20 protein-coding genes and 1 pseudogene are annotated in these 22,944 nt (G+C 35.0%); 15 read left to right on the top strand and 6 right to left on the bottom strand.

What is annotated here, in order from left to right; all coding sequences use genetic code 11:
- From OU788_RS01085 to OU788_RS01030, 12 genes are all read left to right on the top strand, one after another.
- Window positions 1-1,010 (top strand): 4Fe-4S dicluster domain-containing protein (locus tag OU788_RS01085; protein ID WP_274633447.1); only part of this gene is annotated, 1,010 nt, incomplete at its 5' end.
- A gap of 27 nt (window positions 1,011-1,037) precedes the next feature.
- Window positions 1,038-2,438, top strand: a complete 1,401-nt coding sequence (nrfD, locus tag OU788_RS01080; protein ID WP_028891351.1) for an NrfD/PsrC family molybdoenzyme membrane anchor subunit — start codon at window positions 1,038-1,040, stop codon at window positions 2,436-2,438.
- The gene (locus OU788_RS01075) at window positions 2,428-2,955 is read left to right on the top strand and encodes a DUF3341 domain-containing protein (protein ID WP_274633446.1); all 528 of its coding nucleotides are present in this window, start codon (window positions 2,428-2,430) and stop codon (window positions 2,953-2,955) included. The genes nrfD and OU788_RS01075 overlap by 11 nt, the downstream gene beginning before the upstream one ends.
- 9 nt (window positions 2,956-2,964) lie before the next feature.
- On the top strand, window positions 2,965-3,513 hold the full coding sequence (locus OU788_RS01070; protein ID WP_274633445.1) for a c-type cytochrome: 549 nt from the start codon (window positions 2,965-2,967) through the stop codon (window positions 3,511-3,513).
- Between the two features lie 22 nt (window positions 3,514-3,535).
- Window positions 3,536-5,104 (top strand): quinol:cytochrome C oxidoreductase, encoded by a 1,569-nt coding sequence (locus OU788_RS01065; RefSeq protein WP_274633444.1) that lies wholly within the window; start codon window positions 3,536-3,538, stop codon window positions 5,102-5,104.
- 35 nt (window positions 5,105-5,139) lie between these two features.
- The gene (locus tag OU788_RS01060) at window positions 5,140-6,147 is read left to right on the top strand and encodes a cytochrome c oxidase subunit II (RefSeq protein ID WP_274633443.1); all 1,008 of its coding nucleotides are present in this window, start codon (window positions 5,140-5,142) and stop codon (window positions 6,145-6,147) included.
- Between the two features lie 33 nt (window positions 6,148-6,180).
- Window positions 6,181-7,950 (top strand): cytochrome c oxidase subunit I, encoded by a 1,770-nt coding sequence (locus OU788_RS01055; RefSeq protein ID WP_274633442.1) that lies wholly within the window; start codon window positions 6,181-6,183, stop codon window positions 7,948-7,950.
- Between the two features lie 82 nt (window positions 7,951-8,032).
- Entirely contained in the window at window positions 8,033-8,638 is a 606-nt protein-coding gene (locus tag OU788_RS01050) for a hypothetical protein (RefSeq protein ID WP_274633441.1), read from the top strand.
- Between the two features lie 99 nt (window positions 8,639-8,737).
- Window positions 8,738-9,760 carry a Holliday junction branch migration DNA helicase RuvB gene (ruvB, locus tag OU788_RS01045; RefSeq protein WP_120185687.1) on the top strand — a complete coding sequence of 341 codons (1,023 nt, stop codon included), beginning with the start codon at window positions 8,738-8,740 and terminating at the stop codon, window positions 9,758-9,760.
- Window positions 9,761-9,762: 2 nt separating this feature from the next.
- Window positions 9,763-11,493: a SulP family inorganic anion transporter gene (locus tag OU788_RS01040; protein WP_274633440.1), complete on the top strand. Its 1,731-nt coding sequence runs from the start codon at window positions 9,763-9,765 to the stop codon at window positions 11,491-11,493.
- 12 nt (window positions 11,494-11,505) lie between these two features.
- Entirely contained in the window at window positions 11,506-12,915 is a 1,410-nt protein-coding gene (locus tag OU788_RS01035; RefSeq protein ID WP_274633439.1) for an MBL fold metallo-hydrolase, read from the top strand.
- Between the two features lie 5 nt (window positions 12,916-12,920).
- Window positions 12,921-13,301, top strand: coding sequence for a rhodanese-like domain-containing protein (locus tag OU788_RS01030; protein WP_274633438.1), 381 nt, complete (start codon window positions 12,921-12,923; stop codon window positions 13,299-13,301).
- A 131-nt stretch (window positions 13,302-13,432) separates the two neighbouring features.
- Here OU788_RS01030 and OU788_RS01025 read toward each other — a convergent pair whose 3' ends face one another.
- Both OU788_RS01025 and OU788_RS01020 read right to left on the bottom strand, forming a co-directional pair.
- Window positions 13,433-14,200 carry a restriction endonuclease gene (locus OU788_RS01025; RefSeq protein ID WP_274633437.1) on the bottom strand — a complete coding sequence of 256 codons (768 nt, stop codon included), beginning with the start codon at window positions 14,198-14,200 and terminating at the stop codon, window positions 13,433-13,435.
- Window positions 14,201-14,347: 147 nt separating this feature from the next.
- Window positions 14,348-16,699 (bottom strand): TonB-dependent receptor, encoded by a 2,352-nt coding sequence (locus OU788_RS01020; RefSeq protein WP_274633436.1) that lies wholly within the window; start codon window positions 16,697-16,699, stop codon window positions 14,348-14,350.
- Between the two features lie 490 nt (window positions 16,700-17,189).
- Here OU788_RS01020 and OU788_RS01015 point away from each other — a divergent pair, with 490 nt between their 5' ends.
- The 3 genes and pseudogenes from OU788_RS01015 to OU788_RS01005 all read left to right on the top strand — a co-directional run bounded on the left by OU788_RS01015 (window position 17,190) and on the right by OU788_RS01005 (window position 20,789).
- A complete protein-coding gene (locus tag OU788_RS01015) occupies window positions 17,190-17,675 on the top strand; it encodes an acetyl-CoA carboxylase biotin carboxyl carrier protein subunit (RefSeq protein WP_274633435.1) in 486 nt (161 codons plus the stop codon).
- Between the two features lies 1 nt (window position 17,676).
- Window positions 17,677-19,114: pseudogene (gene accC / locus OU788_RS01010) on the top strand (acetyl-CoA carboxylase biotin carboxylase subunit).
- Window positions 19,115-19,247: 133 nt separating this feature from the next.
- Entirely contained in the window at window positions 19,248-20,789 is a 1,542-nt protein-coding gene (locus tag OU788_RS01005) for an acyl-CoA carboxylase subunit beta (protein ID WP_274633434.1), read from the top strand.
- A gap of 54 nt (window positions 20,790-20,843) precedes the next feature.
- On the opposite strand, the gene arfB is transcribed toward OU788_RS01005, so the two are convergent.
- From arfB to OU788_RS00985, 4 genes are all read right to left on the bottom strand, one after another.
- Window positions 20,844-21,245, bottom strand: coding sequence for an alternative ribosome rescue aminoacyl-tRNA hydrolase ArfB (arfB, locus tag OU788_RS01000; RefSeq protein WP_274633433.1), 402 nt, complete (start codon window positions 21,243-21,245; stop codon window positions 20,844-20,846).
- A 205-nt stretch (window positions 21,246-21,450) separates the two neighbouring features.
- Entirely contained in the window at window positions 21,451-22,107 is a 657-nt protein-coding gene (locus OU788_RS00995; protein WP_274633432.1) for an ATP-binding protein, read from the bottom strand.
- A complete protein-coding gene (gene pnuC, locus OU788_RS00990) occupies window positions 22,068-22,700 on the bottom strand; it encodes a nicotinamide riboside transporter PnuC (protein ID WP_274633431.1) in 633 nt (210 codons plus the stop codon). The genes OU788_RS00995 and pnuC overlap by 40 nt, the downstream gene beginning before the upstream one ends.
- Window positions 22,684-22,944 (bottom strand): hypothetical protein, encoded by a 261-nt coding sequence (locus tag OU788_RS00985; RefSeq protein WP_274633430.1) that lies wholly within the window; start codon window positions 22,942-22,944, stop codon window positions 22,684-22,686. Before OU788_RS00985 ends, pnuC begins: the two co-directional genes overlap by 17 nt.

The following is a 22,944-nucleotide window of genomic DNA, read 5'->3' as shown; positions in this document are numbered from 1 at the left end:
ACGATAAGAGTTTAGATCCTAAACATACATGGAACAAGCCATTTATGGTTTCTTACGATCACCAAGAAGTTGAAGGAAGTAAAATCGACTTATGGGATGAGCATGATAGAAGTTTAGGACACCACTTTAACTTATCTATCGACTTAACATCTTGTACAGGATGTGGGGCTTGTGTTATTGCATGTCACGCAGAAAACAACGTACCTGTTGTTGGTAAAGATGAAATGAGAGTTGGTAGAGATATGGCTTGGTTACGTATTGACCGTTATTATTCTTCAACTGTTGTTGATAAGCAATATGAGAAAAATGAAAATGGAGAGCCAAGAATTACTTTAGAAGAGTTCAAAGCTAAGAACCCTAATTTAGCTAACCAAGAAGTTGAAAGAAGATATACTGAAAAAGTATTAGAGTTAAGCAAAGGAGATTTATTTGATGCTTTAGAAAACCCAGCTGAAAATCCACAGGTTGCTTTCCAACCAATGATGTGTCAGCACTGTAACCACGCACCATGTGAAACAGTATGTCCAGTAGCAGCAACATCTCACGGTCGTCAAGGTCAAAACCAAATGGCATATAACCGTTGTGTAGGTACTCGTTACTGTGCAAACAACTGTCCATATAGAGTTCGTCGTTTCAACTGGTTTAACTACGCTGAAAATAACGAGTTTGACTTTAACATGAACAATGAGTACGGAAAAATGGTATTAAACCCAGACGTAGTTGTTCGTTCTCGTGGAGTTATGGAAAAATGTTCTATGTGTATTCAAATGACACAAGCTACCATCTTAAAAGCTAAGAAAGAAGGTAGAGCTGTAAACAAAGATGAGTTTGAAACAGCTTGTTCTGCAGCTTGTTCTACTGGAGCTATGGTATTTGGAGATATTAACAACTCTGAAGATACAGTTACAGCATTAAAAGAAGATAAAAGAGCATTCCATGTGTTAGATTATATTGGTACAAAACCAAACGTAGTGTACCAAGTGAAAGTAAGAAATACAAACGAAGCTTAATAGTAAAATTAATAAGTATATAGATTTATGTCGTCTCATTACGAATCATCTTATAGAGAACCTTTAATACTTGGTGACAAGAGTTACCATGATATTACGGAAGATATCGCAAGACCTATTGAAGGTAAAGCAAACAAAAATTGGTATATAGCATTCTATATCTCCTTAGCAGCAATGTTATGGGGATTTGGATGTATCTTCTACACCGTAGGAACAGGAATCGGTGTTTGGGGATTAAGTAAAAACATCGGTTGGGCATGGGATATTACCAACTTCGTATGGTGGGTAGGTATTGGTCACGCAGGAACACTTATCTCTGCAGTACTTTTATTATTCCGTCAAAAATGGAGAATGGCAATTAACCGTTCTGCAGAAGCGATGACAATCTTTGCGGTATTCCAAGCAGGATTGTTCCCAATCATCCACATGGGACGTCCATGGAACGGATACTGGGTATTACCAATTCCTAACCAATTCGGATCATTATGGGTTAACTTTAACTCGCCATTATTATGGGATGTATTCGCAATTTCTACGTATTTATCGGTATCATTAGTTTTCTGGTGGACTGGTTTATTACCTGATTTTGCAACGATTCGTGATAGAGCTGTAAAACCTTTCCAAAAGAAAATTTATGCATTATTATCTTTCGGATGGTCTGGTAGAGCTAAAGACTGGCAACGTTTTGAAGAAGTGTCGTTAGTATTAGCAGGTTTAGCAACACCATTAGTACTTTCTGTACACACAATTGTATCGATGGACTTCGCTACTTCTATCAACCCAGGATGGCACTCAACAATTTTCCCTCCTTACTTCGTAGCAGGGGCGATCTTCTCAGGATTCGCAATGGTACAAACCTTATTAGGTATTATGCGTAAGGTTACGAACATGGAAGCATATATTACGCGTTTACACGTAGAGTATATGAACATCGTAATTATTTTAACAGGTGGTATTGTAGCTGTAGCGTATGCAACTGAATTCTTCATCGCATGGTATACAGGTTCTCCTTATGAAAACTATACATACTTATCGTTTGGTGCTGAAGCAGGTGCTTATGGATGGGCATTCTGGTCGTTATTAATCTGTAACATTTTCACTCCACAGTTATTATGGATTAAAAAAATTAGAAGAAGTTTTATCTGGTCTTTCATTATCTCAATTGTAATTAACATCGGTATGTGGTTCGAGCGTTTTGATATCATTGCAATTGTATTAAGTAAAGGGCAATTACCATCTACATGGTGGCGTTTTGAGCCAACGTTTGTAGACGTAGGTATCTTCATAGGAACTATCGGGTTCTTCTTTGTATTATTCTTATTATATGCAAGAACATTCCCAGTAATCCCTACGGCAGAGATTAAGACTATTTTGAAATCATCAGGTGAGAATTTTAAAAAATCAAGAGAAGAGAACAATGAGCACTAATAAAGTAATTCACGCATTATATAATGATGATGATATCTTAATGGATGCCGTTAAGAAAGTAAAATCAGAAAATCATCATATTGAAGAAGTATTTTGTCCATTTCCAGTTCACGGATTAGACAAAGCAATGGGCTTAGCTCCAACACGTTTAGCAATTACTGCTTTTTTATATGGTATTACAGGTTTATCAGTAGCAGTTTGGTTAACATGGTATACTATGATTGCTGATTGGCCTCAAGATATTGGTGGTAAACCAAACTTTTCTTGGGCAGCTAACATGCCAGCTTTCGTACCAATTTTATTCGAATTAACAGTATTCTTCGCAGCACACTTAATGGTAATCACTTTTTATATGAGAAGTAAGATTTGGCCATTTAAAGAAGCTGAAAACCCAGATCCAAGAACTACAGACGATCATTTCTTAATGGAAGTTCCGGTTCACGGAAACGAAGAAGAGTTAGTAGCATTGTTAGAAACAACAGGAGCTGTAGAAATTAACGTAGTAGAAACGCACTAATAAAGAGATATGAAGAGTTTAAAAATAATTATCGCTTTAGCTGTAGTAGTAACAAGCTTAAGTTCTTGTAACGATAAACGTAAACCACAAGTACAATTTATGCCAGACATGTATGTGTCTGTTCCTTACGACGCTAATGGAGCAGAAGGTGTAAATAGCAAGATGGTAAACATACAACCTGTTGCAGGTACTGTAAGTAGAAACGGTGTAGTAGCTTATGATATTCCTGATACAAATGAAGGATATGAAAAAGCGAAAGCAGAATTAAAAAATCCATTACCAACAACTGAGGAAAACTTAGAAAAAGGTAAAGTGTTATACGATATTTACTGTGCTTCTTGTCACGGTACAACAGGAGACGGAAACGGAGTATTATCTCAAAGAGATAAATTCAACGGTATTCCAAGTTATACCGATAGAGAGTTAACACCAGGAAACATTTACCACGTAATTATGTACGGTAAAAACTTAATGGGATCTCACGCGTCACAGTTAAGATACAACGAGCGTTGGCAAGTTGTACAATACGTAGAAAAATTAAGAAGCGAATTAAAATAAGTCTATAATAGATAGTTAAGATATGTACCAGTTTTCAGGAAAATTAAAAATGCTAGCTATTGTTTTAATGGCTGTAGGACTTTTAGGAACAGGTTATAGTTTCTTTACAGCACCTAAAACATTAGAAGATGCAAAAGAAATTTTAGCAAAACAAGATGCTCACCACGGTGGTCATGAAGCAACAGCGACTCACACTGAAGAGGAGCATGCTGAAGAAGCTAAAGTAGAAGAGCATGTAGAAGAAGTAGCTACTGAAGAAACTCAAGCAGATAGCACAGCAACTCAAGTAGAAGAGACTGTAGCAAACGTTGCAGAACAAGCACAAGACTCAACAGTTGTTAATGCAAATGAAGCTGAAGTTAAGGAAGAAATAGCACAAACTGAAGTAAAAGAAGAAACTCATGCAGTAGCTGAAGCACATGGTGAAGATCATGATGCTCACGCAGAGCACGCTTTACACCAAATGCAAAACAGACCATGGTCTGCAATGTATGTAGCTTTATTATTCTCTTTAGGAATCACTTTATTAGTATTAGCTTTTTACGGATCTCAAATCGTTGCACAAGCAGGATGGTCAGTAGTATTACACAGAGTAATGGAAGCTATTTCTTCAAACATACATTACGTAAGTGTTTTCATGTTAGCGTTCTTAATATTAACAGCGATGCACATGAACCACTTATTTACTTGGATGGGAGAAGGAGTAACTGATCCTACAAGTGAAAACTACGATGCTATTGTAGATGGTAAAAAATGGTGGTTAAACACTCCAGGATGGTTAATTAGAAGTATTGTATACTTAGCAGGATGGAATGTTTACTATTTCCTTATCAGAAAGTGGTCTTTAGCACAAGATAATGGTGATTTAAAACAACACAAGAAAAACTACAACGCTACAGTTATTTTCTTAGTATTCTTTATGATTACTGAAAGTATGGCGTCATGGGATTGGATTATGAGTATCGACCCTCACTGGTTCTCTACATTATTTGGATGGTATGTATTAGCTACTTTCTTAGTATCTGCTTTAACAGTAATTGCTATGGTAACTATTTACTTACGTTCAAAAGGAGCATTACCATTAGTAAACGATAGTCATATTCACGACTTAGCGAAATTTATGTTTGGTTTCTCAGTATTCTGGACATACTTATGGTTCGCACAGTTCATGTTAATTTGGTATGCAGACATGCCAGAAGAAACAACGTATTTCTTATTACGTTTTAACGAATACAAAGTACCATTCTTAGCAATGGTTGTAATGAACTTTGTTTTCCCAGTATTATTGTTAATCAACAGTGATTTTAAGAGCAGACCTTGGTTTGTAATCTTAGGAGGTGTTGTAATCTTAGCAGGTCATTATATTGACTTATTTGTAATGATTATGCCAGGAACCGTTGGTGGTCAATGGGGATTCGGAATTGGTGAAATAAGCGGATTATTATTCTTTACAGGATTATTTATCTTTGCTACGTTTAGTGCATTTGCTAAAGCTAATCCAGTACCAAAAGGAAACCCTTACTTACACGAAAGTGAAACCTATCATTACTACAATATCGAACACACAGGAGAAGATAGTAATCATCATTAATTAAAAAGAATTAATAAACAAATAGTTTAGATAATATGCTCGCTTTATTTTATATTTTCATAGCAGTTGCAATCGGAGTAAGTTTTTGGCAAATTACTCGTATAATGAATTTCCGTTCTGTAATTGCTACAGATGAAGACAACGAAAAACAAGCTAAATACTCGTTAGCTTTCCTAGCATTCCTTTATGCAATGATGATTTATTGCTTAATAGCAATGAATGTAATCATGTTACCTGAAGCTGCTTCTGTTGAAGGAGAGCATGACGATAACTTATTCAATATTACATTTTGGTTAATTGGAATCGTTCAGTTTGGTATGCAGTTTTTAATTTTCTTCTTTACTTATAAGTACAGAGGAAATAAAAACAACAAAGCATTATTTTATGCTGATAGCCACAAATTAGAGTTAATTTGGACAACAATTCCTGCAGTAACAATTGTATTGTTAATTGGATACGGTTTATGGGCTTGGAACAACATTATGTATGTTGGAGACGATGAAAACCCAATCGTTATTGAGGTTTACTCTCAACAATTCCGTTGGGATGCTCGTTATGCAGGTGAAGATAACCAATTAGGTCTTGGTAATGTAAACTTTATCAAAGGAATTAACACTATGGGTGTAGACATGTCTGACCCAAGTGCACAAGATGATAAGCAAGTAACAGAATTATATTTACCAAAAGGTAAAAAGGTATTATTCAAGTTCCGTTCACAAGACGTATTACACTCTGCTTATATGCCTCACTTTAGAGCGCAAATGAACTGTGTTCCAGGTATGGTTACTCAATTTGCTTTCACACCAAAGTATACAACTGCTGAAATGCGTCAGAACTCAGAAGTAGTTGCTAAAACGGATGGAATTAACAAAATTAGAAGAGCTAAAGGAGAAGACCCGTATGAGTTTGATTATGTATTATTATGTAACAAAATTTGTGGAGCCTCTCACTACAACATGCAAATGAAAATTACTGTTGTAGAAGAAGACGAATACAACAAGTGGTTGTCAGAACAACAAACATTAGCTCAAGTAATAAAATAAGATATTTTTTAAAAGTATATAAAGATATAGATTATGTCAGATCATCATCACAAAGAAACATTTGTAACTAAATACATCTTTAGTCAAGATCACAAAATGATCTCTAAGCAGTACCTAGTTACAGGTATATTTATGGGTATCATAGGAGGTTTTATGTCTATGTTGTTTCGTTTACAAATTGCATGGCCAGATACATCGTTTTCAATTGTTGAAGCGTTCTTAGGTAACCATCAAACAGATGGAATTATGAACCCAGATATGTACTTAGCCTTAGTTACAATACACGGTACAATCATGGTATTCTTTGTATTAACGGCAGGTTTAAGTGGTACCTTCTCTAACCTTTTAATTCCGTTACAAATTGGAGCACGTGATATGGCTTCAGGATTCTTAAACATGGTATCATACTGGTTATTCTTTTTATCATCAGTAATCATGATTATTTCACTGTTTGTTGAAGCAGGACCAGCATCTGCAGGATGGACAATTTATCCGCCATTATCTGCCTTACCACAAGCAATTCCAGGTTCAGGTACAGGTATGACATTATGGTTAGTATCTATGGCAATTTTCATTGCTTCATCTTTACTAGGATCATTAAACTATATCGTAACAGTTTTAAACTTACGTACCAAAGGAATGAAAATGACAAGATTGCCATTAACAATGTGGGCTTTCTTCATTACAGCAATTATTGGTGTAATTTCATTCCCAGTATTATTATCAGCAGCATTATTATTAATCTTTGATAGAAGCTTTGGTACTTCTTTCTACTTATCAGATATTTTTATTTCTGGAGAAGTATTACACTACCAAGGAGGTTCACCAGTATTATTTGAACACTTATTCTGGTTCTTAGGTCACCCAGAGGTATATATCATCTTATTACCAGCATTAGGTATTAGTTCTGAAGTAATTTCTACTAACGCACGTAAACCTATCTTCGGATACCGTGCAATGGTTGGATCTATTATGGCAATTGCATTCTTATCTACAATCGTATGGGGTCACCACATGTTCGTATCAGGAATGAATCCATTCTTAGGTTCTGTATTTACATTTACAACAGTATTAATTGCAATTCCATCAGCAGTAAAAGCGTTTAACTACGTAACTACATTATGGAAAGGTAACTTACAGTTAAACCCAGCGATGATGTTCTCTATCGGATTAGTTTCTACATTCGTAACAGGAGGTTTAACAGGATTAGTATTAGGAGATTCAGCATTAGATATTAACGTTCACGATACCTATTTCGTAGTGGCTCACTTCCACTTAGTAATGGGGGTATCTGCCTTATTAGGAATGTTTGCTGGTGTGTACCACTGGTTCCCTAAAATGTATGGTAGAATGATGAACAAAACATTAGGTTACTGGCACTTCTGGTTAACAATTATTACAGCTTACGGAGTATTCTTCCCAATGCACTTTATTGGTTTAGCTGGCTTACCACGTCGTTACTATACAAATACAAGTTTCCCAATGTTTGATGACTTAGCAGATATCAACGTATTCATGACTATCATGGCAATTATTGGTGGAGCTGCTCAGTTAATCTTTATTGCTAACTTCTTTATCTCAATGTATAGAGGTCAAAAAGCTACGCAAAACCCTTGGAATGCAAATACATTAGAGTGGACTACTCCTGTAGAAGCTATTCACGGAAACTGGCCAGGAGAAATTCCTGAAGTTCACAGATGGGCTTACGATTACAGTAAAACAGATGAAAATGGTGAGTATGTTCACGGAAAAGATTTCGTGCCACAAACAGTACCATTATTAGATGGAGAAGAGCCATCTTAATAAAAAGTAAAAAATAAATAGAAGCCTCCCAATTTTGGGAGGCTTTTATTTTTATTCCACTAATAAATTTGAAAAAGAATATATGATGATAAGAATAACTTTATTAATTGTATTGTTCGTGATTTGTTCTTGTAAATCAATAACTCAAGAAAATCAACTAAACGATACTATTAAATTATGTATTGATAAAAAATCAAAAAAGTATACATTAGAAACGTTTAATATTTATGATTATAGTGAGAAGATAGAGCAAATTTTAATTGATGAAAAATTTCTTCTAACTAAGAACAAAGAATCATATAACAATCTACTTGATGAAATAGCAAATGCTTCGAGAGAAAAAAAATATTTTGAGCTTTATAAAAAAATAAACAAAGATTTATATTATTCAGATGTTTTAATGAATCCGGGAGTAATGCCAAGTGTTTTTGAATGTATTAAGAATTCTTTTACATCCGAAAAGTTAGAGGAAAATCAAACTTTTAATAATTATATTAAATCTATAGATGAAATACTTAAAAGTGCTTTGTTTAATAATTATTCATTGAATAAGAGAATAATTAATACAACACCTGAAGGTCAAACTTCAAGCATTATTTATAGAGCTCCTATGATAGCTATAATATATAGTAATTTGTATTATTATAATGAATCTAATGGAAATAATAGTAAATGGTTGATAAGATAGGTTATCTCAACTCTCTACAATACGTATCTTAGCATAGTAAAGAGCTAAGTAACATATATTACAAAACAACCGTTTTATTTCAAGTATATTTGCAACTATATGAACGAAAACCTAAACCCTGAAAACAAACATTATTCTAATGAAGAGTTAGACGTTGAAAAAAAGCTACGTCCACTATCATTTGATGATTTTACAGGTCAAGATCAAGCGATAGAAAATCTTAAGATTTTTGTTGAAGCAGCAAATCAGCGTGATGAAGCGTTAGACCACGCCTTATTTCATGGACCTCCGGGGTTAGGAAAAACGACGTTAGCACACATTTTAGCGAATGAGTTGGGAGTAGGAATTAAAGTTACCTCAGGTCCTGTTTTAGATAAACCAGGAGACTTAGCAGGTTTACTAACCAACTTAGATGAAAGAGATGTACTTTTTATAGATGAAATCCATCGATTAAGTCCTGTAGTAGAAGAATACTTGTATTCGGCTATGGAAGATTATAAAATCGATATTATGATTGAATCTGGGCCTAATGCACGTACAGTACAAATCAATTTAGAACCGTTTACTTTAGTTGGGGCTACTACACGATCAGGATTACTTACAGCTCCTATGAGAGCTCGTTTTGGAATCAGTAGTCGATTACATTATTACTCAACTGAACTGCTAACAAACATCATCCAACGAAGTGCATTTATATTAAAAGTGCCAATTTCTATGGAAGCTGCTATTGAGATAGCAGGAAGAAGTAGAGGAACACCACGTATAGCGAATGCATTATTGCGTAGAGTACGTGATTTTGCACAAATAAAAGGAGATGGTACCATTACTATTGAAATCGCTAGATATGCGCTAAAAGCATTAAATGTTGATGCACATGGGCTAGATGAAATGGATAATAAAATATTATCTACGATTATTGATAAGTTCAAAGGGGGGCCAGTTGGAATTACCACGTTAGCTACTGCCGTGGCAGAAAATTCAGAAACAATAGAAGAAGTGTATGAACCTTTTTTAATTCAACAAGGGTTTATCATGCGTACGCCAAGAGGAAGAGAAGTAACCGATTTGGCTTATAAACATTTAGGTAGAATTAAAGGAAGTAGCCAAGGAGAGCTCTTTTAAAAATGAAACTGTTAAAAAAACTCATACCGATACTAGAATGGTTGCCCAACTATAAAAAATCACAATTAAGAGGTGATGTAGTTGCAGGTATAACCGTTGCTATTGTGTTAATTCCACAAGGTATAGCGTATGCACTTATTGCTGGATTACCACCAATTTATGGGTTGTATGCCGCATTAATGCCTCAATTAATGTATGCTATTTTTGGTACATCACGCCAAGTAGCAATTGGTCCTGTAGCAATGGATTCATTAATCGTTGCAACAGGAGTTTCTACCTTAGCATTAACAGGATCTGAAAGTTATATAGGTATAGCAATATTACTTGCGTTGGTAGTAGGGAGTATACAATTTTTAATGGGAATTTTCCGCTTAGGTTTTGTAGTTAACTTTTTATCGAGACCAGTAATAACTGGGTTTACATCAGCCGTAGCTTTAATTATTGGACTGAATCAGTTTAGAAATTTATTTGGAGTAGATTTTGTACAAAGCGATCAAATACATGTGTTGTTAGAAGATATTTTGTTCCGACTTCAATATTTTAAAACAAATACTACGATTATAGGTTTAATAGCCTGTATAATTATCATAATTTTTAGAAAAGTAAATAGAAAGATTCCAAATGCATTAATCGTTGTGATATTAGGAATTGTAACAATACGTCTTTTTGGAGATCAACTTGCAGATGTAGCTATTGTAAAAGATATTCCTTCAGGACTTCCTAAGTTTTCAATACCAGTAATTGATGTAGCATTAATACGAGAATTAATACCAATTGCTGCAACATTGGTTATGGTAGGGTATTTAGAAACTATTTCTATAGGAAAAACGTTGGAAGCCAAACAAGATGAATATAGAGTTCGACCAAACCAAGAACTAGTAGCGTTAGGATTAAGTAACATGGTTGGATCGTTGTTTCAATCGTATCCTTCAGCCTCAAGTTTTTCTCGTTCAGCAATCAATGCAGAATCTGGTGGAACAACAGGAGTTTCAGCAATCGTTTCGGCATTATTGGTAGTAATAACTTTACTTTTCTTAACACCGGTATTTTACCATTTACCTAAAACTATTTTATCAGCAATTATTATTGTTGCGGTTTTTAACTTGATAAATGTAAAAGAAGCAAGAAGGTTATGGAAAGCGAATAACTTAGATTTCTGGTTATTATTAGCTACTTTTTTAGCAACGATTTTCTTCGGAATTGAATATGGAATTTTAATAGGAGTAGTTTTATCGTTAATCGTTTTAATTTTTAGAACCTCAAGACCGTACGTAGCTGAGTTAGGAAAAGTGCCAAATTCGGATTTTTATCGTAATAAAAACAGATTCAAGGAAGTCATTATAGAAGAAGAAATTTTAGTGTTCCGTTTTGATGCACAATTATTTTATGCCAATTCAAACTATTTTCGTGATAAATTAGACGAAATGGCAGCAGAAAAAGGAAAGGCATTAAAGTTGATCGTTTTAGATGCAGAGAGTATTAATAGAGTAGATAGTACGGGTATAGACGTGTTAAAAGAACGTATTGTTTATTTTAACAAGCATAATATCCAATTCTATTTTGCAGGAGTAAAAGGGCCAGTAAGAGATGCCTTTTTTAGAGGTGGTTTATTAGATGTTGTAAGTTTAGATCACTTTTTTATGCGTGCTAATGGAGCCGTAAATTTTTATAAAACAGGAGATAATCAAAACCAAAAAAAATACGCACAATACATACATCAAGCGTATAAATAACTATATAATATTATGAAAATAGAGCAGATTTATACAGGTTGTTTAGCACAAGGAGCCTATTATATTGAAAGTAACGGAGAAGTAGCAATTATAGATCCATTACGTGAAGTAGATCCTTATATAAACAGAGCTGAAAAAGATGGCGCTACAATCAAATATATTTTTGAAACGCATTTTCATGCAGATTTTGTAAGTGGTCACGTAACCCTTGCAGAAAAAACAGGAGCAACAATTGTATACGGACCAACAGCAAAAACGAACTACGAGGCTCATATCGCAACAGATGGTGAAGTGTTTACGTTAGGTGATATTACCATTACTGTATTACACACACCAGGGCATACCATGGAAAGTGCTTCTTATTTGTTGAAAGATAAAGACGGAAAAAACCATGCAATTTTTAGTGGAGATACTTTATTTTTAGGTGATGTAGGTCGTCCTGATTTAGCGCAAAAAGCAGCAAACTTAACCCAAGAAGAATTAGCAGGATTATTGTACGATAGTTTACGTACAAAAATTATGACGTTGGAAGATGAAGTAATCGTTTATCCAGCACACGGAGCAGGTTCAGCTTGTGGTAAGAATTTAAGTAAAGAAACAGTTGGAACGATTGGAGATCAAAAGAAAACCAATTACGCACTTCGTGCAGACATGACTAAAGAGGAGTTTGTTAAAGAAGTAACAGACGGATTATTGCCTCCGCCTGAATATTTTCCTTTAAATGTAAAAATGAATAAGGAAGGATACCAATCTATCGATGAAGTTATTAAAAGCGGAGCAAAAGCTTTATCAGTAGAAGATTTTGAAAAAATAGCAAATGAAACAGATGCGTTGGTATTAGATGTTCGTAATCAAGCAGAATTTATTCAAGGATTCATTCCGCAATCAATTTTTATTGGTTTAGGAGGAACATTTGCCCCATGGGTAGGAGCATTAATAAAAGATGTTACACAACCAATTTTATTAGTTACTCCTGAAGGACAAGAAGAAACGACGATTACACGTTTGTCTCGTGTTGGTTTTGATAATGTATTAGGATATTTAGATGGAAGCTTTGCAGCTTGGAAAGCAGCAGGAAAAGAAGTAGACACCTTGCGTTCGGTTCCTGCAACTGTTTTAGCAGAAGAACTTACGAAGGGAGCTCCAGTTTTTGATGTGCGTAAACCAGGAGAATATACAAGTGAGCATATTATAGATGCACCAAGTACTCCGTTAGATTTCTTAAACGATCATATTGAAGAGTTTCCAACAAAAGGAGATTTTTATGTGCATTGTGCAGGTGGATATCGTTCTGTAATTGCAGCATCTATTTTAAAAGCTAGAGGATTCCATAACATAATTGATGTTGCAGGTGGATACAAAGCAATTAAAGAAACTGATATTCCAAGATCAGCAGCTGTTTGTCCATCAACCTTAAAATAAAAATAATGAAGAGAGGTATATTTTTAGTAGGTTTATTTTTAACAGTAGTATTGTCTTGTAAACCTCAAACCAATGAGGCAAAAGATATCACGGTTGAAAACTTACAGGTAGTTTTAGAAAACGAAGATAACGTACAGTTGTTAGACGTTAGAACTCCACAAGAATGGGCAGAGGGAGTAATTAAAGATCCGATAAAAATAGATATTACAGGAGATGACTTTGAAGGAAAGGTTTTAGAAAAGTTAGATAAATCGCAACCTGTATATATTTACTGTCGCTCAGGAGGTAGAAGTAAAAAAGCTACAGAACTTCTAGCTAAGAAAGGATACAAAGCCTACAATGTTCTAGGAGGAATTTTAGAATGGGAAGAAAAAAATAAAGAATAAGAAAATCCCGAGCATTTGCTCGGGATTTTTTGTGTTTGCTATTGGTTTAGTACTAGCATTATAAATTCCGAGTGGATTTGGACGTAGTCGGATCCAACATAATTTCGGTTGTATATTGTTAAGGATAGTTTTTATTTTCCATAATTCTTAATCCAGTCTTTAATATCTCCAAAATCCTTCAATTCCAGTTGAAATTTTAAAGGTTTAATAAAGTCAATTGCACCTTTTGTAAAAGTTGAAGTTGTTGCAATAATCCCTTGATTATAATTTCCAGCCATTTGAACTCCATACAAACCTCGAACAACTTCTACTCCAACTTTATTATGTTCATTATATCTTTTACATTCAACTATAAACATTTGATGCCCAAAGGGTGAATTATATACAGCGACTATATCTTTTCCTCCATCTCTTGTACTAGGTGTTAAAGTCACTTCATAGCCTTTATCTTTTAGGATTTCCGCTATTAAAAATTCAAATTTTCGAGGATTCATTTCTCGCATAAACTCAGGATGTTTAGCGAGATATTTTATTAATTCAGCATTGATTTCATTAAGATCAATCTGAAGTTTTTTATTGTTTTCAATATCTCCAGAGTCAAAAAGTTGAGGGTAAACTTCTTTGATAGGGTTATATTTAGAATAACCTTGAGCTTTGTGTTTGTTTGTAAATGGATAATGTACATAGCTTCTCGGTCTTCTCTCGCCTTGAGCCTTATTTTCATTCTCCTCAAGATGTTTTTGGCATAGGAAAGGACAGGTATAATCCTGTTCATAAAATGTTTCGGAATAGTTTTGGTAATAGTCATATAAAACGACTTCATAATCTGCTTTTGAATCACAGTTTTCAACTGAACATATTGTATCTGGTTTATATTCTTTATATTTTTTGTATTCCATTAGCTACCGTGATTAATAATATAATTTCGTTTTAATGACTTATATCTACCGATAACGAAGTTAGTCTTTTATAACTTAATTTTCAAGAGTATAAAAAAAGATCGAGACAATTGTCTCGGTTTTACTTTTTCTTAGCTCTTTTCCCACTTAAAATTTTAACGTTGCACCTACTAAAAAGTTTCTAGTGGCTTGCGGATAGTATCCTTGTACTTCAAAAGAGGTTCCAGGAGTGTCCCAAGTATTTAAATAGGTGTATCCTCTATCAACATATTCTTTATCAAAAAGATTGTTAACCAATCCAGTAAATACAATTGATTTAAAAACTGTATTCATTTCAAGTTCATAACTAACATTAAAATCACTAACGTAATAGCTATCTAGTTTAGAAGCTTCTGTATTTGTGTTACTTAAATATTGTTCACCAACAAATTTAGACAGTAAAGCTAATTGTAGCCCTTTTACAGGCTTATAAACCAAAGCGTTTCCAGCAATAATATTAGGAGAAAAAGCAATATCAGTAGTTCCAATATTGCGTTGAACACCATCACGATCTAACATGAAATTGTTGATTTTATTACTACTTACCGTAAGGTTTTGGTTAATGCTAAACTTGTCTGAAACGTTAATATTAGCATCAATTTCTACTCCTAAACGATAGCTATCTTTAACGTTTTCACGTAAATATTCTCCTACATCATTTAATCCACCTGTTTGAATTAGTTGATTGTCGTAAGACATATAGTAGATATTAGTATTCAATTGAACTGTTTTATTGTGTAAACGCCATCCAAGTTCAAAATCATCTAAGGTTTCATGTTGTACGTTGATACCGTTTTGAAAATCATCACGGTTCGGTTCTCTGTTCGCACGCGCATACGATGCATAAATACTGTTTTCTTTATTGATGGTGTAAGTAACCCCTAGCTTAGGATTAAAGAAGCTAAACGAAGTATCAACATTTAAAGGGTTTCTATCTGAAGTTAATCCGTTAGTTTGATAATCAATAAATCTACCTTGTAGATCAACAAAAGCTTTTAGGTTATCAAAAACATTAAAAGTAGCCTTAGAAAAAACACTAAAATCATCTTTTTTAGCATCACTAAAATAATAATGATCTCTAATACTAGCTCCATCAGCAAATTCTTTAGCCCAAATAACTTCTCCAAAATGATCTCCTGTATAATTACTATAAGAAGCACCAGATATTAACTCGAACTTTTCAGTTTTATAAGTTACGTTAGCATTAGCCACATAAAAGTCATTGTCTAACCAACGACGAACAATTAAATCTGTAGCCGGAGAACCATACCAGTCAGTTCCTGTCGCTTCTACAATACCATCATATTTTGATACAGCACTGTCTTCTTTAAATTGCTCAAAATACCCTTCTCCTTTGGTATAATTTAAACCAATATTGGTAGACCAGTTATCAGAGAGTTTCTCATTCCAATGTAATTGGTAATGATCTTGCCAATAATTATCGGTTTCATTATCGTAGGTATACGGGTTCTGGCGACGATTTTCTTGTAACTCCTCAGCACTTAAGCCATACCAAGCTTGGTACGTTCTTTCTTTTCCTCCAAAAGCTAAGGCTTTAATCAACGTATTGTCATCAGTATAACTACCTTGTAAGAAATACGATTTTAAATCGGTAAAAGCTCTATCAACGTATCCATCAGAGTAAATGTTAGATAAACGTCCTGCAAACTCAAAATGATCGTTTAATTTTCCAGTAGTAAATTTTACGGTGTGTTTTCTTGTTCCGTATGAACCAAAAGCGTTTGAAATTTCTCCACCAGCTTCCTCTGAAACAGCATCGGTTAAGATGTTTAAACTAGCTCCAAAGGCTCCAGAACCGTTCGTAGAAGTTCCTACACCACGTTGTAATTGTAAACTTTGGGTAGAAGAAGCAAAATCTCCCATATTAACCCAAAAAGTTCCTTGACTCTCAGCATCGTTATACGGAATTCCGTTAATGGTAACATTTACACGAGAAGCATCCGAACCACGTACACGAATATAGGTGTATCCAATACCAGCACCCGCATCTGATGAGGATGTTACCGAAGGTAAATAGTTTAATAATACAGGAATATCCTGTCCTAAATTACGTTTTTCTATTTCTTGTTTGCTAAGGTTAGAGTGTGTTACAGGCGCATCTGCTTTTACACGAACAGCAGAAACCAGCACTTCATCTAACACTGTTTCGATAGAAATTAATTGAAAGGTAATTTGTTGGTTGTTGGTAAGTTTAACTTCTTGTGAAAGGCTTTTAAACCCCACATAAGAAACCTCAATAACATGTGTTCCTTTTGGTAAGTTTAATTTGAATTTACCTTCAAAATCGGTAGAAGTTCCTTTGGTTTGATTTCTAACAGCAACGGTTGCACCCACTAAAGGTTCTTGATTTCCATCAACTACTTTACCAGATAAAATAAACGTTTGTGCGCTTGTTGTTAATGTTGTGAATACTACGAGTAAAAAAGTTACTATCTTCACTTTTTTACGAAAAGACATCGGTCTCATTTATAAAAAACAAAATCGAATAAAAAGAGGTAATTATTCTTTAGTTAAACATTGAATAATTAAATTATGAGCGTAAAGCGTAGCTTTACTTTTGCACTCGCTAAAAAGGTCTACCAGACCTTTTATTTACGCTCGCTTCCCTAAACAGCATTACCTGTTCCAGGTTCGTTGGGTATGATCTCAGCCTATTTTTAACTATGAGTTGTAAATGTTAAATTTTAAGTTAACTAATAACTATTCATTAAACACTAATAACTCAAAAAGGCACCCCTTTATGAGAACGGAGCAAAGGTAAATATGAAATATGAATTAAGAGCGATAAATAGTAGGTTTTTCTAGGGTTGCTTGTAAATGAATAGGAAGTAATTAAGAAAGTAAAAAAACATTCTAAATCAATTTATAGATTTAACACACGCATTCCGTTGTAATTTTAATATTTTAGTGGTGAAAATATCAGATATTTATGAGTAAATCTTTTAAAACTAGAGTTAATAAAACGCATGATTTTGATTTTACTGAAGCGCAAATAGAGGCGTTAGATATAGTAGAAAAATCAAAAAATAACTACCATGTACTTGATGGTAACCAATCGTATCAAGCTACCATACTCCAAACAAATTTCAACAAAAAAACATACACCATTCAAATCAACGGAAATACTTACGAGGTAAATATTGCTGATGAATTAGATATGTTAATTGATGAGTTAGGGTTAGAAGTAGCTGCAGAGAAAAAAGAAAACGATATCAAGGCACCAATGCCTGGGTTAATTGTTTCTGTTGATGTTGAAATTGGTCAAGAAGTAAAAGAAGGTGACGGAATTTTGGTATTAGAAGCCATGAAAATGGAAAATACCTTACAAGCACCAAGAGACGGAGTCGTAAAATCGATAGCGATTCAAGCAGGAGACAAGGTAGAAAAGAATACGGTTTTAATAGAAATGGAATAAGATGAAAAAGATATTAGTAGCAAATAGAGGAGAAATTGCCTTGCGTGTAATGCGTACAGCAAAAAAGATGGGAATTAAAACGGTAGCGGTTTTTTCAGAAGCAGATAGGAACTCACCACACGTAACTTTTGCAGACGAAGCAGTATGTATTGGTCCTGCACCTTCTAACCAATCGTATTTATTAGGCGATAAAATTATTGAAGTAGCGAAAGAGTTAGATGTAGATGGAATTCACCCAGGATACGGATTTTTAAGTGAAAACGCAGCCTTTGGAGAAGCCGTAGCAAAATCAGGAATTGTATTTATAGGGCCGAAAACTCATGCTATTGAAGTTATGGGAAGTAAATTGGCTGCAAAAGATGCAGTAAAAGCCTATGATATTCCGATGGTTCCAGGTATTGACGAAGCGGTAACCGATGTAGAATATGCTTCGAAAGTAGCGAATGAAATAGGATATCCGATTTTAATCAAAGCCTCAGCAGGAGGCGGAGGAAAAGGAATGCGTGTTGTTGAAAAAGAAGCCGATATTAAAGAACAAATGCAGCGTGCAATTTCAGAGGCAGAATCAGCTTTTGGAGATGGTTCTGTATTTATAGAAAAATATGTAGGGTCACCACGTCATATCGAAATCCAAGTATTGGCAGATGCTCATGGAAACGTAGTACACTTATTTGAACGAGAATGTTCGGTACAACGTCGCCACCAAAAAGTAGTAGAAGAAGCACCATCGAGTGTGTTGACTCCAGAAATTAGAGAAGCCATGGGGGCTGCAGCTGTAAGAGTTGCGAAAGCTTGTGATTATTTAGGAGCTGGAACAGTGGAGTTCTTACTAGACGAAAACAAAAACTTCTACTTCCTAGAAATGAATACACGTTTACAAGTAGAGCATCCAGTTACTGAACTCATTACGGGAGTAGACTTAGTAGAGCAACAAATAAAAATAGCAAGAGGAGAGGAGCTATCATTCACCCAAGACGATTTACAAATTAACGGACACGCGCTAGAGTTACGTGTATATGCCGAAGATCCTTTAGACAATTTTGCACCGAGTATTGGAGTGTTGGAAACCTACCAACATCCGAAAGGAGAAAATATTCGAGTAGATGATGGTTTTGAAGAAGGAATGGAAATTCCTATTTATTACGACCCGATGATTTCTAAATTGATTACCTACGGAAATACACGCGAAGAAGCTATTGAGTTAATGAAACAGTGCGATTAGTAATTATAAGGTAAAAGGAATAGAAACTACGTTGCCGTTCGGAAAGTTCGTATGCGAACACGAAGCTTTCACCTCAGGGAATTTCGATACTCATTTTGTAAAGAAATATTATACGCCTGAGTTGTTAAAAGCAGGATACGAAAAAGAAGCAAAGATTGCTGCACAAGTAGCCTTACAGCAGTATTTAAAAGAGCAACGTATTTTAAAAACTTGTTAATACATCATGTGCGTTAGGGATTGCAGCGGCATCCTTTTGTTGTCAGTTCGAGTTTGCGAAGCAAGTATCGAGAACCAACAAAAGATATAGCGGAAAGCCCGACCCTTGGGGAACGCCCAAAAAAAGAATATAGATGAAATCTAAAATAGAAGAATTACAACATAAACTTACCGAAGCAAAGTTAGGAGGCGGACAACAACGTACCGACCGTCATCATCAAAAAGGAAAATTAACCGCTCGTGAGCGAATCGATTATTTCTTAGATGAAGGTTCTTTTGAAGAAGTCGGCATTTTAGTAACCCATAGAACGACCGATTTTGGAATGGAAAATCAGAAGTTTTATGGTGACGGAGTGGTAACAGGATACGGAACTGTAAACGGACGTTTAGTATATGTGTTTGCACAAGACTTTACGGTGTTTGGAGGTTCGTTATCGGAAACACACGCCGAAAAAATCTGTAAGATTATGGATTTAGCGGTAAAAGTAGGAGCGCCATTAATCGGATTGAACGATTCTGGTGGAGCGCGTATTCAAGAAGGAGTACGTTCGTTAGGTGGTTATGCCGATATTTTTTACAGAAATGTACAAGCATCAGGAGTAATTCCACAAATCTCAGCAATTATGGGACCTTGTGCAGGTGGAGCAGTATATTCACCAGCGATGACCGATTTTACCGTTATGGTAGAAAATTCAAGTTATATGTTTGTTACGGGACCTAACGTAGTAAAAACAGTAACCAATGAAGAAGTAACTTCAGAAGAATTAGGAGGAGCGAGTACGCATGCAACCAAATCGGGAGTTACGCATTTAACGGCAGCGAACGATGTACAATGTTTGGAAGATATTAAAACATTGTTGAGCTATATGCCACAGAACAATCAAGAAACTACAGCAAAGTTACCATTTGAATTAGGCGATGAAATTAGAGAAGAATTAGCCAATATAGTTCCAGATAATGCCAACAAGCCGTACGATATGCGTGCAGTAATTGATGGTATTGCTGATGCTGATTCGTTTTTTGAAATCCATAAAGATTATGCTGATAATATCGTGGTTGGGTTTGCGCGTTTAGGAGGAAGAAGTGTTGGGATTGTTGCCAACCAACCGATGAGTTTAGCCGGATGTTTGGATGTAAACAGTTCTAAAAAAGCAGCACGATTCACTCGTTTTTGTGATTGCTTTAATATTCCGTTATTAGTGTTGGTAGATGTACCAGGATTTTTACCAGGAACTGACCAAGAATGGAACGCTATTATTACCAATGGAGCAAAACTATTATATGCGTTGAGTGAAGCTACCGTGCCAAGAGTAAGTGTAATTACCCGTAAAGCTTATGGTGGAGCCTATGACGTAATGAATTCAAAACACATTGGAGCCGATATGAATTTTGCATGGCCTAGTGCAGAAATTGCGGTAATGGGAGCAAAAGGAGCGAGTGAAATTATCTTTAAAAAGGAAATTGCCGAAGCAGACGATCACGAAGCGAAACTAGCGGAGAAAGAAGCGGAGTATGCTGATAAATTTGCGAATCCGTACCGAGCAGCAGAACGCGGATTTGTAGATGAGGTTATTTTGCCACAAAACACCCGTAGAAAACTGATTAAAGCCTTTGCTATGTTAGAAGGTAAAAAGGTAGAACGACCTAATAGAAAACATGGGAATATTCCGTTGTAAGAAAAGATTTAAGTAAAAAAGTTAAAGGTAATAGTGTTTTTAACTTTTTATATTCTAAAACCGAAACTTTTTTCGGTTTTCTTTTTTTTCTGAGTGTTGTTTTTTTTCGTCTAAACGTTTGGTGATCGCTGCTTTTTTAGGTTTAGTAGCTTTACGTACTTTAGGTACTACTAAAGCTTGTTCTAAGAGGTTAAAAAAGCGTTCAGTTACCAATTCTTTATTGCGGTGTTGTGAGCGGCTTTCTTGAGAGCTTAGGGTTAAAACATTGTCTTTAGACAATCTGTTGTCTAGGTTTTTAAGCAACAATTCTTTTTCCTCTTCGGTGAGTCCTTCAGAACTTTCGATAGTAAACGTCAATTCTACTTTTGAGGAAACCTTGTTTACATGCTGTCCGCCCGCACCAGAGCTTCGTACGGCTTTAAAATTGAGTTCTTTTAGTAGTTGTTCTTTGTTCATGGTGTTTGTGAATGCATTAATTTCTAATGTCAGTTCGAGTGGTTTTTATCAAGTGATAACGAGATGAAAATTTTACTTCGGCTACGCTCAGCAGAGCTATCGAGAACTATTCCAGCGTCTAAGTCCTAAATTCTCGATACAAATTATGCTCTTTTCAATCGCAAAATTCACTCGAATTGACAGTTTTCTTTAATGTATTTATTCATTAGTCAATTGGGTAATCGGGTGTTCCTAAATCTTGATGCATAAAATGCATGTCTACATCGGTAAGGGTATCCGAAAAAGAATACAAGTTTTCTTTTTCAGCGAGTAACGCATCAATAATTGCTACTGCTTTTTTTAAGCGGGTTTCTTTATCACCTTTTAATAACAAATAAGGGCGATTGTATTTTTTTAACGCATTTTCAAAGGCTTTAAACATTTCCAAACGTTGCTCGGGTCTGTCGCGTAAATCATCGGCCTCCCAAGGAGTATCGATATAGGTTAAAAAATAAATATCGTAAGTGTTTGCAATGGCAGCCTCATCTAATTTCGGATCTACGAATCCGCCATAATACTCTTCAGAATATACTTTAGTTTCTAGCAAATCGGTGTCACAAACCAAGACTTTATCTGCTTTTCTAGCCAATTCGTTTTCCAAACCCATTTGTCCTTCAGCAATCGGAATTAAATCGCTTTGTTCACAGGTTTTACGTTCGTTATTCCATTTGTCTTGTAAATATTCCCGAGCAAATTCGGGAGCCCAAACCGTATTGTAATGGCGTGCTAACTGACTAGAAAGGGTAGTTTTTCCCGTACTTTCAGGTCCAAATAAAACTACCTTTACAAGGTTGATAGGTTGTTGTTTAAGTGCTTTTTCCATGCTAAATATCCTGCAATTGCTATAAAAGTAAAAATTAAATATTGAAAACTGGTAAAGGTAAATCCTTTATAAAAGTACAAAGGAACGGAAATGATATCTCCGATAATCCAATAAATCCAGTTCTCTATTTTTCGTTTTGCCATGAGCCACATTCCCACAAAGAAAATAGCTGTGGTAACGGTATCAACATAGGCAGTCCAGTTAGTCCATTTGTCGAAACTTGTGTACACAACATACACAAAAATTAGGGTTGCTAAAAAAATAGCGATGCTTATTTTTTTCTCTTTTGGTGTGGTTCTAGAAATTGGTGTAACGTGAGAGGCATCTACTTTACGCGTCCAGATATACCAACCGTATACACTCATGCTAAAATAGTAGCCGTTAATCATCATATCGCCTAATAGTTCCCATTTTAACAAGAGGTACACAAAAATAGCAGTGCTTATCATCCCCGTAGGGAACACCCAAATTTTATTCTGCTTAGAATACCAAACCGATAAAAAACCAAAAATTACGGCAATAATTTCTAGCCAAACATCTATGGGATTATAGTTGGCATATTGACCGAAAAGGAAATCAAAAAGTTGGTTCATAATCGCTACGATCCGTTTTTACAATTTTCATAAATAGCAATCCATTATCTATTAATTCAAACGTGTTTTTTAACTCAGAAGTAATCAAATTCATTACGGTGTCATAGTCACCATATACTTGGGTACTTAATGGATTTTCCAATATAGTTAAACCAGAAGCACGTAACTTTTTAATGAAGTTGATAATAGGTTCTTCAAATTCGTTTTGAAGTGGACTTAGGGTAAGTTCTACAGAGATTTTCAT

This window comes from Tenacibaculum sp. L6 (genome assembly GCF_028823685.1).
Classification (GTDB): Bacteria; Bacteroidota; Bacteroidia; order Flavobacteriales; family Flavobacteriaceae; genus Polaribacter.
Note: the sequence above shows the minus strand (reverse complement) of the source record. Positions and strands in the feature narration are given on the sequence as shown.

What these genes read in the sequence shown, in the direction of transcription:
- OU788_RS01065 (WP_274633444.1), top strand. Translation starts at nt 3,536, where the DNA reads ATGTACCAGTTTTCAGGAAAATTAAAAATGCTAGCTATTGTTTTAATG.
- OU788_RS01025 (WP_274633437.1), bottom strand. Translation starts at nt 14,200, where the DNA reads ATGGAATACAAAAAATATAAAGAATATAAACCAGATACAATATGTTCA.
- ruvB (WP_120185687.1), top strand. Translation starts at nt 8,738, where the DNA reads ATGAACGAAAACCTAAACCCTGAAAACAAACATTATTCTAATGAAGAG.
- OU788_RS01030 (WP_274633438.1), top strand. Translation starts at nt 12,921, where the DNA reads ATGAAGAGAGGTATATTTTTAGTAGGTTTATTTTTAACAGTAGTATTG.
- OU788_RS01050 (WP_274633441.1), top strand. Translation starts at nt 8,033, where the DNA reads ATGATGATAAGAATAACTTTATTAATTGTATTGTTCGTGATTTGTTCT.
- OU788_RS01015 (WP_274633435.1), top strand. Translation starts at nt 17,190, where the DNA reads ATGAGTAAATCTTTTAAAACTAGAGTTAATAAAACGCATGATTTTGAT.
- OU788_RS01075 (WP_274633446.1), top strand. Translation starts at nt 2,428, where the DNA reads ATGAGCACTAATAAAGTAATTCACGCATTATATAATGATGATGATATC.
- OU788_RS01005 (WP_274633434.1), top strand. Translation starts at nt 19,248, where the DNA reads ATGAAATCTAAAATAGAAGAATTACAACATAAACTTACCGAAGCAAAG.
- OU788_RS00985 (WP_274633430.1), bottom strand. Translation starts at nt 22,944, where the DNA reads ATGAAAATCTCTGTAGAACTTACCCTAAGTCCACTTCAAAACGAATTT.
- OU788_RS01070 (WP_274633445.1), top strand. Translation starts at nt 2,965, where the DNA reads ATGAAGAGTTTAAAAATAATTATCGCTTTAGCTGTAGTAGTAACAAGC.
- OU788_RS01040 (WP_274633440.1), top strand. Translation starts at nt 9,763, where the DNA reads ATGAAACTGTTAAAAAAACTCATACCGATACTAGAATGGTTGCCCAAC.
- OU788_RS01035 (WP_274633439.1), top strand. Translation starts at nt 11,506, where the DNA reads ATGAAAATAGAGCAGATTTATACAGGTTGTTTAGCACAAGGAGCCTAT.
- arfB (WP_274633433.1), bottom strand. Translation starts at nt 21,245, where the DNA reads ATGAACAAAGAACAACTACTAAAAGAACTCAATTTTAAAGCCGTACGA.
- pnuC (WP_274633431.1), bottom strand. Translation starts at nt 22,700, where the DNA reads ATGAACCAACTTTTTGATTTCCTTTTCGGTCAATATGCCAACTATAAT.
- OU788_RS01060 (WP_274633443.1), top strand. Translation starts at nt 5,140, where the DNA reads ATGCTCGCTTTATTTTATATTTTCATAGCAGTTGCAATCGGAGTAAGT.
- nrfD (WP_028891351.1), top strand. Translation starts at nt 1,038, where the DNA reads ATGTCGTCTCATTACGAATCATCTTATAGAGAACCTTTAATACTTGGT.
- OU788_RS01055 (WP_274633442.1), top strand. Translation starts at nt 6,181, where the DNA reads ATGTCAGATCATCATCACAAAGAAACATTTGTAACTAAATACATCTTT.
- OU788_RS00995 (WP_274633432.1), bottom strand. Translation starts at nt 22,107, where the DNA reads ATGGAAAAAGCACTTAAACAACAACCTATCAACCTTGTAAAGGTAGTT.